Here is a 13,449-nt window from a genome sequence, read left to right on the forward strand (position 1 = left end):
AAGTGAGCCGCATGGCACGACGCGGAATTCTGGGCCGGTCCCGCCGCGAGTACAAGGTCCCCGAACCGCACCCCTCCGGCGAGCGCCCGCCGAAGATCCCCGGTGAGCTGGTCCCGCACCACATCGCCTGTGTCATGGACGGCAACGGCCGCTGGGCCAAGGGCCGGGGGCTGCCGCGCACCGAGGGGCACAAGGTCGGCGAGGGCGTCGTGCTCGATGTGCTCAAGGGCTGTCTGGAGATCGGTGTCAAGAACCTCTCCCTGTACGCCTTCTCCACCGAGAACTGGAAGCGCTCGCCCGACGAGGTGCGCTTCCTCATGAACTTCAACCGGGACGTCATCCGCCGCCGCCGCGACGAGATGAACGACCTCGGCATCCGCATCCGCTGGGTCGGCCGGATGCCCAAGATGTGGAAGTCGGTCGTCCAGGAGCTCCAGGTCGCCCAGGAGCAGACCGTCGGCAACGACGCCATGACGCTCTACTTCTGCGTCAACTACGGCGGCCGGGCCGAGATCGCCGACGCGGCACGGCGGATCGCGGAGGAGGTCGCGGCGGGGAGGCTCGACCCGTCGAAGGTCAATGAGAAGACCTTCCAGAAGCACATGTACTACCCCGACATGCCCGATGTGGACCTCTTCCTGCGGCCCAGCGGCGAGCAGCGCGTCTCCAACTATCTGATCTGGCAGAGCGCCTACGCCGAGATGGTCTACCAGGACGTGCTGTGGCCCGACTTCGACCGCCGCGACCTGTGGCGGGCCTGTCTGGAGTACGCCCAGCGCGACCGCCGCTTCGGCGGCGCGATCCCCAACGAGGTGCAGGGGCCGAACGGTGCCTGAGCTGCCGACGGCGGCCGGCCCGGAGACCGTGGAACTGCGCTACACGACGACCGTGCGGGACCTGGAGTCCGCGCTGCGGGTGCGGCTGGCGCGGACCCCGGCCGGGCGGCTGCAACTGGTCATCTGGTCGTCCGTCGCCGTCTTCGGCCTGGTCACCGCCTGGCTGCGGGCGGAGGCCGTGGGCAAGGTGCTCGACCCGTTCGCGGCCGGGCTGGTCGGCCTGAGCTGCTTTCTGCTGGTGATGACGGCGCTGAGCCCCCGGACACAGGCCCGGCAGGCGTACAGGCTGTTCCAGCGGTACGGGGAGCTGCGGGCCGTCGTCGACAGCGCCGGGGTGCACATCACCTCGCCCGACTTCTCGCAGTCCTTCGGCTGGAGCACGCTCGACCGCTACCGGGAGACCGAGGAGCACTTCGTCCTGCTGAGCCCCGACCGGACCTCCGCCGCGCTCGGTGTGCTGCCCAAGCGGGGTCTGGCGGAGCCCGCCGACGCGGACCGTCTGCGGGCTCTGCTGGACCGGTGCGTCCGGCGGGTGTGAGGCCCCCGGGGCCCCGAGGGGACCCCCGGGGCCCGGGGTCTCAGGCGCTGGCGCACTCCGCGCAGGTGCCGAAGATCTCCACGGTGTGGGCGACATTCACGAAGCCGTGCTGGGCCGCGACCGTCTCCGCCCACTGCTCCACCGCCGGGCCCTCCACCTCCACGGCCTTGCCGCAGATCCGGCACACCAGGTGGTGGTGGTGGTCGTCGGTGGAGCACCGGCGGTAGACCGACTCCCCCTCGCTGGTGCGCAGCACATCCACCTCGCCCGCGTCCGCGAGGGACTGGAGGGTGCGGTAGACCGTGGTCAGCCCCACCGAGTCGCCCCGGTGCTTGAGCATGTCGTGCAGCTCCTGTGCGCTGCGGAACTCGTCCACCTCGTCCAGCGCCGCCGCGACCGCGGCACGCTGCCGGGTCGACCGGCCTCGTACAGGGGCGGTGTTTCCGCCGCTTGGCGCCGTCACCACAGGTGCCTCCTCGCTTCGCCCCGTCATGCTGTCGGGGCCAATTCTGCCAGGCCCGGCGTCAGACCCTGACGTCGTCGCCCGAGCGGCGCGCGCCCGGGGCCCCGGCGGGGCAGCCCGGCTCCCCGCCGTCGGGGCCGGAGGCCGGCGCCTCGGAGCGCCGCGCGCGGCGCCGGGCGAGCGGGGTGGCCAGCGCGGTCAGCGCGATGAAGACACCGATGGCGAGCAGCACGATCGTCGCGCCCGGGGGCACGTCCTGGTAGTACGAGGTGGTGGTGCCCGCCAGGGTCACGGCCACGCCGATCGCCACCGACACCACGAAGGTCGCCCGGAAGGACCGGGTCAGCTGCTGGGCCGCCGCCACCGGGACCACCATCAGCGCGCTCACCAGCAGCAGCCCCACCACCCGCATCGCGACCGAGACGGTGACCGCCGCCGTGACCGCGATCAGCAGATTCAGCGCCCGCACCGGCAGTCCGGTGACCCGGGCGAACTCCTCGTCCTGGCTGACCGCGAAGAGCTGCCGGCGCAGCCCCACCGAGACCAGCACCACGAAGGCGGCGAGCGCCCCGATGGCGATGAGATCGCTGTCGGAGACCGTGGAGAGCGAGCCGAAGAGGAAGGAGCCGAGATCGCCGGTGGAGCCGGTGTCCGAGACATTGATCAGCAGCACACCGCCGGCCATGCCGCCGTAGAAGAGCATCGCCAGCGCGATGTCGCCGCGCGTGCGCCCGTACGCCCTGATCAGCTCCATGGTCACCGCGCCGACGACGGAGACGAGGGTCGCCATCCAGATCGGGTTGGTGGAGAGCAGAAAGCCGAGACCGACACCGGTCATCGCGACATGGCCGATGCCGTCGCCCATCAGCGCCTGCCGGCGCTGCACCAGATAGATGCCGATGGCGGGTGCGGTGATGCCGACCAGCAGGGCCGCGATCAGCGCCCGCTGCATGAAGGCGGTCTCAAGGATTTCCATGTCAGGTCAGCAGTCCCGTGCGGAGCGGCTCACCGGCCGCGTGCGGATGTACATGGTCGTGGCCGGGCAGCGCGTGCTGGCCGACGGCCTCCGGCGGCGGCCCGTCGTGGACCACGCAGCCGTCGCGCAGCACCACCGCGCGATCGATCAGCGGCTCGATCGCGCCCAGCTCGTGGAGGACGAGCAGCACCGTCGTACCGGCCGCGACCTGGTCACGGAGCGTTTCGGCCAGGATGCCCTGGCTGGCCAGGTCCACCCCGGCCATCGGCTCGTCCATGATCAGCAGTTCGGGTTCGGAGGCCAGCGCGCGGGCGATCAGCACCCGCTGGTGCTGGCCGCCGGAGAGCGCGCCCACGGAGTCCTTCGCGCGGTCGGCGAGGCCCACCAGCCCGATGGCGCGGTCCACGGCCGCCCGGTCCGCGCGCCCGGGCAGCCCCAGCCGGGTCCGGGAGAGCCGGCCCGATGAGACGACCTCGCGCACGGTCGCGGGGACCCCGCTGGCGGCGGTGGTGCGCTGCGGGACATAGCCGACCCGCGACCACTGGCGGAAGCGGCGCAGCTCGGTGCCGAACAGCTCGATGCCGCCGCCGGTGAGGGGGATCTGGCCGATCACGGAGCGTACGGCCGTGGACTTGCCGGAGCCGTTGGCGCCCAGCAGGGCGACCACCTCGCCGCGCCGCACGGTCAGATCGATGCCGCGCAGCACCGGGCGCGAGCCCAGCGTGGCGCGGGCGCCGCGCACCGCTATGACAGGGGCCGTCTCGGGCCGCGCTATGGCGGGCTCGCTCATCGTGGACTCCGTTCGGCTGGTGTCGTGCGGCTGATGCGGCTGATGCGGCTGATGCGATGGCCGGGGCTCGTGCGGCTCGTGCCGCTCGTCAGGGTCATGCTGCTCACGCGGCGCCCAGGGCCTTCTTCAGGGCCGTGAGATTGGACTCCATCACCTCGATGTAGTCGTCGCCCCTGGACTTGTCCGTGATCCCCTCCAGGGGGTCGAGGACATCGGTCCTCAGCCCGGTGTCGGCGGCGAGGGTCTTCGCGGCCCGGTCGCTGGCGAGGCTGTCGAAGAAGACCGTGGTGACCTTCTCCTTCTCCGCGATGGACTGGAGCTCCTTGATCCGGGCGGGGCTCGGCTCGGCGTCGGGGCTGATGCCGGTGATGCCCTCCTGGTCGAGGCCGTACCGCTCGGCGAGGTAGCCGAAGGAGGTGTGGGTGGTGATGAAGGTCTTCCCGGCCGCCTTGCCCAGGCCCCGCTGGTACGCGGTGTCCAGCGCGGTCAGCTCGCCGACCAGGGTGTCCGCGTTCTTCTCGTACGCCTTGGCGTTGGCCGGGTCGGCCTTGGCGAGGGCCTTGCCGACCCCCTTGGCGACCTCGGCGTACTTCACCGGGTCCAGCCAGATGTGGGGGTCGCCGCCGGCCTCGGTGCTGTGATCGTGGCCCTCGTGGCTCCCGTGGTCCTGGTGGCCCTCCTCCTCGCCGCCGTGGGCGTGGTCGTGGCCCTCCTCGCCCTCGTGGGCGTGGTCGCTCCCGTGGGTCTCCAGCGCGGTGAGGGTCGCGGCGTCGGTGCGGTGCTTCACACCGGACTGCTCGATGGCCTTGTCCACGGCGGGCTGGAGGCCCTTGAGGTAGAGGATGTAGCCGGATTCGCCCAGCTCGGCGGTCTGCCGGGGCTTCAGTTCGAGATCGTGCGGCTCGACACCCGGCTTGGTCAGGGTGGAGACCGAGACATGATCGCCGCCGACCCGCTCGGCGAGGAACTGCATGGGGTAGAACGACGCCGTCACCTTGAGCTTCCCGTCCTCCTTGCCGTCTCCGGAGTCCGTGGAGGCGCAGGCGGAGACCGCCGTCAGGCCGAGGGCGAGGGCTCCGGCGGTGGCGGTGGTGCGTATGAGGCGGCGTACGTTCATGACAGTCATTTTCAACAAAAGTGGAAACGATTGTCAACAAAGTCGGTCCGGAGATGGTTCACGCTCGGTCGGAGGGTGATCGGGGGCCCGTGCGGACGGGCTCCGGGGGCGGGCCGCGCGTCCCGATTCCGGTTCACCTGCCAACCGATTTGATCCCAGGGGTGCGCACGCCGGTAATCTGAGCGTTCGCCGTCCGTCGTCGTCATCTATGAAGAGAGCACCGTGGCCGCCGACAAGATCGACACCATCGTCAGCCTCAGCAAGCGCCGTGGCTTTGTTTACCCGTGCAGTGAGATCTACGGCGGTCAGCGCGCCGCCTGGGACTACGGACCGCTGGGCGTCGAGCTGAAGGAGAACCTCAAGCGCCAGTGGTGGCGCTACATGGTCACCTCCCGCGAGGACGTCGTCGGCATCGACTCGTCGGTGATCCTGGCCAGCGAGGTCTGGGAGGCCTCCGGTCACGTCGCGACCTTCTCCGACCCGCTCACCGAGTGCACCTCCTGTCACAAGCGCTACCGCGCCGACCACCTCATCGAGGCGTACGAGGAGAAGCACAACGGCCGCGGCCCCGAGAACGGCCTCGCCGACCTCAACTGCCCCAACTGCGGCAACAAGGGCACCTTCACGGACCCGAAGCAGTTCTCCGGCCTGCTCTCCACCCACCTCGGCCCCACCCAGGACTCCGGCTCGGTCGCCTATCTGCGCCCCGAGACCGCCCAGGGCATCTTCACCAACTTCGGCCAGGTGCAGCAGACCTCGCGCAAGAAGCCGCCGTTCGGCATCGCCCAGATGGGCAAGTCGTTCCGCAACGAGATCACGCCCGGCAACTTCATCTTCCGCACCCGTGAGTTCGAGCAGATGGAGATGGAATTCTTCGTCAAGCCGGGCGAGGACGAGGAGTGGCAGGAGTACTGGATGGAGCAGCGCTGGAACTGGTACCGCGACCTCGGTATGCGCGAGGAGAACATGCGGTGGTTCGAGCACCCGAAGGAGAAGCTCTCCCACTACTCCAAGCGCACCGCCGACATCGAGTACCGCTTCCAGTTCGGCGGCAACGAGTGGGGTGAGCTGGAGGGCGTCGCCAACCGCACGGACTACGACCTCTCCGCGCACTCCAAGGCGTCCGGCCACGACCTGTCGTACTTCGACCAGGAGGCCGGCGAGCGCTGGACGCCGTACGTCATCGAGCCCGCGGCCGGTGTCGGGCGCGCGATGCTGGCGTTCCTGCTCGACGCGTACAACGAGGACGAGGCGCCGAACGCCAAGGGCGTCATGGAGAAGCGCACCGTGATGCGGCTCGACCCGCGCCTGGCGCCGGTGAAGGTGGCCGTGCTGCCGCTCTCGCGGAACCCGCAGCTCTCCCCGAAGGCGAAGGGGCTCGCGGCGGACCTGCGCAAGAACTGGAACATCGAGTTCGACGACGCCGGCGCGATCGGGCGCCGCTACCGCCGCCAGGACGAGATCGGTACGCCGTTCTGCGTGACGGTCGACTTCGACACCCTCGACGACAACGCGGTGACCGTGCGTGAGCGCGACACCATGACGCAGGAGCGGGTCTCGCTGGACCAGATCCAGGCGTACCTGGGCGCGCGGCTGCTCGGCTGCTGATCGCGCGCACCCGGGTTCTGAAGGACCCCCGGACCTGGACGGTCCGGGGGTCCTTCCGGTGTTCGGGGGGTGTGCCGGGGGGAAATTCGGGTGCGGGTGGGTTCGGTGGGGCTGTAATGTCACCCGCATGTCTTCTTCGTTCTTCCAGATCTACGAGTGAGAGAGCGGCGGCCCGTCCCCGTCCTCATCTGACGATTCCTCAGTCACTTCTCACCACGAATGGGAGAACCCCATGGCCAAGAGCCGCAATAATCTCCTCGGCGTAGGCGGACAGCGCAAGAAGCTGTCGCGTGCCGAACAGCAGGGGCAGGGTCCGACGCCGGAGGCGAACCGGAAGGTTGCCGCGGATCAGAAGGCGGAGCTGCTGCGGAAGATGCGGGAGCGCGCGCAGGAGTCGCAGGACTCGGCGAGCTGATTCACCGGTAGTGCTTTCAGGGGCCCGCCCCGTGCTCACCCCACGGGCCGGGCCCCTGCTTTTCCTCCTGCCCCGGCCCGGGCGCCGCCCGGGGGGCTGAGAGACGCAGCCTGTCTGGGGGCACCTCCCAGAGGAAGCTCTGGGGGAGGTTGAGGACCAAGGGCGGGGCGGGAGGGTTATCCGGTGAGGCGGGTGGCCGCGGGGGTGAGGTCGGCTCGGTTGGAGAGGCCGACCGTCCAGAGCGTGTCCGCACCCGGCACCGCGGCGAAGCCGCGGATCACCACGCCCGGATCAGCCCCCCGCTCCCACCTCCGCTCCCTCTCATCCCACCGGAGCACCACCGACACCGCCCCCTTGCCCCCCGCTGCCCACACCGTCCCGTCCGCGTCCCGGCTCACCGCCCGCAACCTCCCGTCCGCGATCCGCGGAGCGGGCACCGCCACCCAGCCCCGGCCGTTCCAACGGGCCGTGAACGGCCGCTCCGAACCATCCGGGGCCACCCTCCCGCCGACCGCCCACACCGTCCCGTCCGGACCCGCCGCGCTGATCCCGCCGAACCAGCGGTGCTCGCCCACCGGCGCCGCCGGAGCCTCCACCCGCTTCCAGGCACGGCCGTCCCAGTGCAGCGCCAGCGCGCTCTGCGCCCCGCTCCCGTCCGCGAAGGACGTGCCCACGGCCCACACGTCGTCCGGGGCGATGACCGTGATCGCGGTCAGCTCTCCCGTACCCACATCGGGCAGCGCGTGCCGCTCCCATGCCGAGCCGTTCCACGACTGGACCGAGGGCACCCCGTTCTTGACCGAGCCCGGCACCGCCCGCCCGGCCATCCACACCGCGCCGTCGGGGCCCGTCGCCAGGGCCTCCGGGACCACCCGGCCGCCGCCCGGCTCGGCGGCCGGGGCGTGGGAGGTCCAGGAGGCGCCGTTCCAGTGGGCCGTACCGGAACCGGCCGCCCAGATGTCGTCCGGGGACCGTACCGCCAGGGTCTGGGGCCAGGAGCCGGCGGGCAGCCGGGACTCCTCCGTCCAGGACCTGCCGTCCCAGCGCAGGGCCACCGGCTGCCCGACGGAGTTGCCGATCAGCCGGTAGCCGACGGCCCATACCCGCTCCGAGTCGAGCGCGGCCACCGCGGTCAGATCCCCCCTCCCCACCGGTACGTCGGTCCGCTGCCACCGTCCGTCCGCCGCCGAGAACGCGGGCTCGGCGGCCGGCACCGGGGCGGCGCCCCGGCGTTCCGGCGAACCGTCCCTGGCGCTCTCCGAGGCGATCACCCCGCTGGTCGCGATGAGCCCCGCGGTGAGCGCCGCGGCCAGGACGGGCCAGCGCGGATGCGTCCTCCTCATCGCTGCTGCCCCCTCGCCGCGGCGGTCTTGACGACGAAGTCGAACGCACCGCGGTAGGCGCCGCCCGCCGGACCCGTCAGGGCGATGGTGCAGGCCCGGTTGATGAGCTGGTCGGAGGCGTTGAGCACGGCGAAGTCCCTTCCGTACGCCAGGGTGTTGTCCGGGAAGTACAGCTGGGTGATCAGCGCGGGGCCGCCCGGAGCCTGGATGCGCGTATGGATATGGGGCGCCCGGGTGCCCCAGCGGCCCGCGTAGTCGCGGGGGACGATGGTACGGAGGGTGAAGGCGCCCCTCCCGGTGCTGAACTGGTGGCCGCGCAGCGAGAACCCGGTGGTGTCGTAGTCGCCGTTCTGGTCGCACTGCCAGAACTCGATGAGCGCGCCGGGAATCGCGCGGCAGGCCGTGTCGTACACGGTTCCGGTCAGCTCCAGCCGTACACCCCGGGTGCCGGGGGTGCGCAGATCGGTGCGCTCGGGGGAGTGCGGCTTGAAGAGCGGGCCCTCCACCGCCGCCGGGGTCTCATGACCGTCGCAGGCGGGGGTGAGGGGGGCCGGGCGCCCGGCGCGGCGGGCCTCCTCCACGAGGGAGCGGGGGGCGGCCGGGGTGGCCGCCGCACCGGCCGCGCCGAGGGCGGCAGCGGTCATCACCGTGACCGAACCGGCCCGGATGAAGGATCGTCTGGAGTCCGGCGGCGGTGGTTCGGCGTCACTGCCGGGCCCGCCGTTCGCTGGGTGCTCAAGGCGCATGTGCGCGATCTCCTCGGGTCTCGGGGCAGGACACCCCCGGAACTCGGGCGGGGCGCCCCGGAAGTGCACTGCGCGGCCAGCCTGACGGCCGGGGCGCGGGAGCGGATCGGCCGGATGACCGGTGGGACGGACGCGTACGCGCACGCGTACGGACGCGTTACGAAACTCCGCCCGGCTTCCGTGGGCCGGAGCCGGAGCCGGAGCCGGAGCCGGGACCGGGACCAGGACCGGGACTGGAACCGGGACTGGGACTGGGGCCGGGGCCTTGCGCGGGGCGGGGCCTGGCCCGGTCCACCCAGAGCGCGATCTGGGTGCGGGAGCGCAGGCCGAGCTTGTCCCGCACATGGTCGAGATGGGTGGCGACGGTACTCGCCGATACCCCCAGCCGCCCGGCGACCTCCCGGTTGGTCAGCCCCTCGGCGACCAGACCGGCGACGGTGTACTCGCGGGCGGTGAGCGGGGTGAGGGCGACCCCCGGGCGCGGGCCGGACGGTGGTGGCCGGACCGCCTCCGGCCAGGGGGCGCCGGGGGCCGCGCCGTGCCCGCCGGGTTCCTGCCCCTGGCCGGTCGCCGGTTCGGTCCCCGGTTCGGTCCCCGGTCCGGTTGCCGGCCCGGGCGCCGGTCCGGGCGCCGGTTTTCTCGCCGGTCCGGGCGCTGGTCCTCTGGCCGGTCCGGGCGCCGGTCCTCTCGCTGGTCCTCTCGCCGGTCCGGGCGCCGGGTCCGGTGCCGTCGCTTCCGGGGGCCTCCCGGTCGCCGGGGAGCGGGTGTCCCGCGCCGGCCGGGACGCGGCCCCCGGCTCACCGCCGCTCTCCGGATTCGCGCCGCCCGGCCCGCGCCCGGGGCGCCGGGAGCCCGGCGCACGGGACACGGCGCCCGGCTCGCCCGCGCCGCCCGGCCGGGTGCCCGCGGCCCGGCTCCGGGGGCGCGGCCGGCCAGGGCCGTCGTCGGGGCCCCGGGCGCCGGGGGCCGGCCCGGAGAGCCCCGGGCCGCGCCGGGGCGGGTCCGGCTCCCCGGGGACGCGCCCCGCCCTCCTGGACCCCGCCACCGGCCGCACCTCCAGCGCGTACGCCACCAACTGGGCCCAGTCCAGCCTGCGCCCCGCCGAACTGGCGCTGTCCCGGGCGGAGGGCGGCAGCGCGCCGGCCGCCGTGGCCATCGCCCCCTCGATCCGGTGCCGCCAGGCGGCCTCCGGCTCGGTGTCCAGCCGGGCGCGGGCCTTCGCCGCCGCCGCGAAGAGCCGCAGCGAGCGCTTCATCGCCCCCTGCCGCGCCGCGACGACCGCCAGACCCTCCAGCGGATACAGCGCGTGGAAACTCATCCCCGGCACCAGCCGCAGCGCCCGCGCGAACAGTTCCCCCGCCGACGCGTCGTCGTCCAGGGCCAGCCGTACGGCACCGGCGGTGTGCAGCGCGGCGACCGTGCTGCGCCAGACGGGGTGGTCGCGCAGCACCGGCAGACAGTGCCGCATCAGCGCGTCCGCCTCGGCCGCCGCGCCGGTGTGCAGCAGCGCCCAGGCCAGATGGTGGCGGCAGGACGCCTCGTCGAGGGGGCGGCCGAGGGGGGTGACCACGGCGAGGCACTCGGCGAAGTCGTCGACGGCGGCGGCGAAGTCCTGCCGGTTGAGCAGGGCGCCCGCGCGGGCGTTCAGCGCGTCGGCGAGCCCCGCGGGGTTCCCCCGGCGCCGCTCGGCCGCCACCGCGAGCCCGGCGAGACGGAGGGCGGCGACCGTGTCCGCCTGGTGGCTGGCGGCCCGGGACGCGAGGGCGTACGCCTCACCCTCGTACGGCGTGTCCCGCACGGGCAGCCGGTCCAGCAGGGCCCGGGCGGCGCTGGGGCGCTCCTCGCTGAAGTGGAGCCGGGCCAGGGCGATCGTGAGCCGGGGGTGCGCGCCCCGCCCCCGGGACGCGCAGTGGTCGACGGCCGCCGCGAGATTCTCCCGCTCCCGGCTCCGCACCCCCTGCGCGAAGTCCGGGAAGACCTGGCCGGGCGCCGGCTCGGCCAGCGCGGTGAGCCGGGCCACCGCCCGCTCCCAGGTGCGCTCCAGCTCCCCGGAGTCGGCGAGCCGGGCCAGGGCGTACGCCCGGATCGCGCCCAACTGCCGGAACCGGGCCCGGTCCGGGTCGCCGGACTGGCGGACCAGCAGCGACTTGTCCTCCAGCGCGCACAGCGTCCGCAGCACCTCGGGGGCCGGGTCGGCGGGGTCCACACAGACGGCGGCGGCGGCCTCGGCGTCGAAGCCGCCGGCCAGCACGGAGAGCCTGCGGAAGACCGCCTGCTCCCGCGCGTCGAGCAGCCGATGGCTCCAGTCGATCACCGCCGACAGCTCGCGATGGCGCCCCGGGCCGGTTCTGCTGCCGTCGGTGAGCAGGCTGAGCTGGTCGTCGAGACCGGCGAGTATCCCGCCGGGCGGGAGCGCCCCGATCCGCCGGGCCGCCAGCTCGATCGCGAGCGGCATCCCGTCGAGCCGCCGGCAGATCTCGCCGACCGTGGCGGCGTTGGCGCCGGTCAGCGCGAAGCCGGGCAGCCGGTCGGCGGCGCGCTCCACGAAGAGGCGGACCGCGTCCGGTACGGGGTCGGTGCCGGTGGCGGTCAGGGACAGCTCGCCGACGCGCAGCACCACCTCGCCGGGGACCCGCAGCACCTCCCGGCTGGTCGCGACGATCCGCAGCCGGGGGCAGCGGCCGAGCAGCTCCCCGGCGAGCTGTGCGCACTCCTCGGCCAGATGCTCGCAGTTGTCGAGGACGAGCAGCGCCGGGTGGTCGCCGAGGGCATGGGCGAGCAGATCGATTCCGCTGCGCCGGCCGCGCTCCCCGGCGCCGAGGGCGGCGGCGACGGCGCCCAGCAGCTCGTCCCCGGTGCGGACCGAGTCCAGCCGGGCCAGCCGGGTGCCGCGGCGCAGCCGACGGGCGAATTCGAGGGCGAGCCGGGTCTTTCCCGCGCCGCCGGGGCCGGTGAGGGTCAGCAGCCGGGAGGTGCGCAGGAGCGTCCGCAGCCGGGCCAGCTCGCGGCGGCGGCCGACGAACGAGTCGAGCGGGCGGGCCGGCTCGCTGCCGGGGAGGGGGCGGCCGGCGCCGCCGGGGCCGGTGGCCGGTCCGGTCGGGGTGCCGGTGGCGGTGCCTGTGGCGGGGGAAGGGGCGGGGGAGATGGCGGCGCGTCTGCGGAAGGCGCGCTGGCGGCAGGCTCCCGAACAGTAACTCGCCGGTCTGCCAACGCGGTTGGCCTGCCTGGGTATCCCGCTCCCGCACACCGCGCACGCTCCGCTGGGGCTCATCTGCCGCATCCTGACGGAAGGAGCGGAGGAGGTCCACCCGGCGTGGCGAAAGGCGGACAGGGCGGGTGGACGGCGCTCTGCCCGGCCGGGGCCGCACCGGCGGTTCGGTGCTCGCGGTGTTCCCGGTGTTCGTAACACCCTTGTGCGCATCCGGTGCTGGAACGGAGCGTTGTCAGTGCCCGGCGTTAGCGTGGAAGCACACGACGAGGGGACGGAAAATGAAGGCGAAGACCATCCGGTGCCTGGCTGTTTCGGCAGCGGTGGCCGCGGCTCTGACATCAGTTGCCGCCTGCGGCGGTTCGGACGGCGAGGGCAGCGGCAAGAAGTCCGATGGCCTGGAGAACGGCGGCCTGCTGAAGGCCGACCCGATAGCCGCGCTGCGGGACGTCCAGGCGAAGACCGGCGGTGCCGACTCGGCGAAGATCGAGGGCACCACGGTCATGGGCGAGATGATGTCGATGAAGCAGGCCGGGGCCATTGACTGGTCCGACGGCCTCAGCGGCACCATGGACATCACCTACACCGGTGGCACCATGGCCGAGACCATGAAGCAGTCCGGTGTCACCGGCCCCATGGAGACCCGCTACTTCAAGGACGGGTACGTCGTGAACATGGGCGAGACCGTCGCCCGCCAGATGAACGGCAAGCCCTGGATCAGCTACACCTACGACGACCTCGCGGCGATGGCCGGCCCGTCCGGCAGCGTGCTCAAGGACCAGCTCCAGAACAGCACCCCGCAGCAGGCGGTCAAGGCCCTGCTGGCCTCGGGTGATGTGAAGAAGGCCGGTGAGGAGTCGGTGCGCGGCGTCTCCGCCACCCGGTACTCGGGCACGATCGACGTGGCCGAGCTGAGCACCGCCAACAGCGAGCTGGGCGCCAAGGAACTGGAGACGTTCAAGAAGCAGCTCGCCACCGCCGGGATCACCACGCAGAAGGTCGACATCTGGGTCGACAAGGAGAATCTGCTGGTGAAGAAGGTGGAGAGCGGGAAGATGAAGACCGGCTCGTTCAACTCCACCGTCTTCTACAGCGACTACGGCACCAAGGTCTCGGCGGAGAGGCCCCCGGCCTCGGAGACGGTCGAGTTCAAGGAGCTGATGAAGCAGGGCGGCTCCTCCCCGGCCGCCTCCTCCTGACCGGGGCGCCCTCTCCTGGGCCGTCTCTTTCGGATCGTGCCAGGGCTCGCGAGCCCTGGCACCGCGCCTCGCCGCGTTGTCGTCGGTCGCCGGCGCTCCGCGTGGGCTCCCTCCTCCGCCTCGCGATCCACGGCACCGGACCCCGCTCACCGATCCGGCCCGATCCGAAAGAAACTCCCCAGCGCCGTGGGCCCCGGGACATGCCCCGGA

Annotated in this window: 12 protein-coding genes; 5 read left to right on the plus strand and 7 right to left on the minus strand. The window is 72.9% G+C overall.

The genetic code is table 11. The annotated features are described in order from the left end of the window. Nucleotides 1-11 precede the first annotated feature (11 nt). The gene (locus tag ACWCRA_RS32085; protein WP_351553884.1) at nucleotides 12-836 is read left to right on the plus strand and encodes an isoprenyl transferase; all 825 of its coding nucleotides are present in this window, start codon (nucleotides 12-14) and stop codon (nucleotides 834-836) included. Further along, nucleotides 829-1,374, plus strand: a complete 546-nt coding sequence (locus ACWCRA_RS32090; protein WP_351553887.1) for a YcxB family protein — start codon at nucleotides 829-831, stop codon at nucleotides 1,372-1,374. Before ACWCRA_RS32085 ends, ACWCRA_RS32090 begins: the two co-directional genes overlap by 8 nt. Before the next feature lie 40 nt (nucleotides 1,375-1,414). Here ACWCRA_RS32090 and ACWCRA_RS32095 read toward each other — a convergent pair whose 3' ends face one another. The 4 genes from ACWCRA_RS32095 to ACWCRA_RS32110 form a co-directional block, all read right to left on the minus strand. After that, nucleotides 1,415-1,840, minus strand: coding sequence for a Fur family transcriptional regulator (locus ACWCRA_RS32095; protein WP_351553890.1), 426 nt, complete (start codon nucleotides 1,838-1,840; stop codon nucleotides 1,415-1,417). 58 nt (nucleotides 1,841-1,898) lie between these two features. After that, nucleotides 1,899-2,813 carry a metal ABC transporter permease gene (locus ACWCRA_RS32100; RefSeq protein ID WP_351553893.1) on the minus strand — a complete coding sequence of 305 codons (915 nt, stop codon included), beginning with the start codon at nucleotides 2,811-2,813 and terminating at the stop codon, nucleotides 1,899-1,901. Nucleotide 2,814: 1 nt separating this feature from the next. Next, nucleotides 2,815-3,603, minus strand: coding sequence for a metal ABC transporter ATP-binding protein (locus tag ACWCRA_RS32105; protein ID WP_351553896.1), 789 nt, complete (start codon nucleotides 3,601-3,603; stop codon nucleotides 2,815-2,817). 103 nt (nucleotides 3,604-3,706) lie between these two features. After that, a complete protein-coding gene (locus ACWCRA_RS32110) occupies nucleotides 3,707-4,720 on the minus strand; it encodes a metal ABC transporter substrate-binding protein (RefSeq protein WP_351553898.1) in 1,014 nt (337 codons plus the stop codon). A gap of 222 nt (nucleotides 4,721-4,942) precedes the next feature. On the opposite strand from ACWCRA_RS32110, the gene ACWCRA_RS32115 reads away from it, so the two are divergent. Both ACWCRA_RS32115 and ACWCRA_RS32120 read left to right on the plus strand, forming a co-directional pair. Beyond that, entirely contained in the window at nucleotides 4,943-6,328 is a 1,386-nt protein-coding gene (locus ACWCRA_RS32115) for a glycine--tRNA ligase (protein WP_351553901.1), read from the plus strand. 232 nt (nucleotides 6,329-6,560) lie between these two features. Beyond that, entirely contained in the window at nucleotides 6,561-6,743 is a 183-nt protein-coding gene (locus tag ACWCRA_RS32120; protein ID WP_351553904.1) for a DUF6243 family protein, read from the plus strand. A 176-nt stretch (nucleotides 6,744-6,919) separates the two neighbouring features. On the opposite strand, the gene ACWCRA_RS32125 is transcribed toward ACWCRA_RS32120, so the two are convergent. From ACWCRA_RS32125 to ACWCRA_RS32135, 3 genes are all read right to left on the minus strand, one after another. Beyond that, entirely contained in the window at nucleotides 6,920-8,086 is a 1,167-nt protein-coding gene (locus tag ACWCRA_RS32125; protein ID WP_451069227.1) for a hypothetical protein, read from the minus strand. After that, nucleotides 8,083-8,832 (minus strand): dioxygenase family protein, encoded by a 750-nt coding sequence (locus tag ACWCRA_RS32130; protein WP_451069228.1) that lies wholly within the window; start codon nucleotides 8,830-8,832, stop codon nucleotides 8,083-8,085. Before ACWCRA_RS32130 ends, ACWCRA_RS32125 begins: the two co-directional genes overlap by 4 nt. 157 nt (nucleotides 8,833-8,989) lie before the next feature. Then, nucleotides 8,990-12,103, minus strand: coding sequence for a LuxR C-terminal-related transcriptional regulator (locus ACWCRA_RS32135; RefSeq protein WP_451069229.1), 3,114 nt, complete (start codon nucleotides 12,101-12,103; stop codon nucleotides 8,990-8,992). 218 nt (nucleotides 12,104-12,321) lie between these two features. Between ACWCRA_RS32135 and ACWCRA_RS32140 the strand changes: the two genes are divergently transcribed. Then, nucleotides 12,322-13,239, plus strand: coding sequence for a LolA-like protein (locus tag ACWCRA_RS32140; RefSeq protein ID WP_351553916.1), 918 nt, complete (start codon nucleotides 12,322-12,324; stop codon nucleotides 13,237-13,239). Nucleotides 13,240-13,449 lie beyond the last annotated feature (210 nt).

It is taken from the genome of Streptomyces sp. NPDC001889 (genome assembly GCF_053594535.1).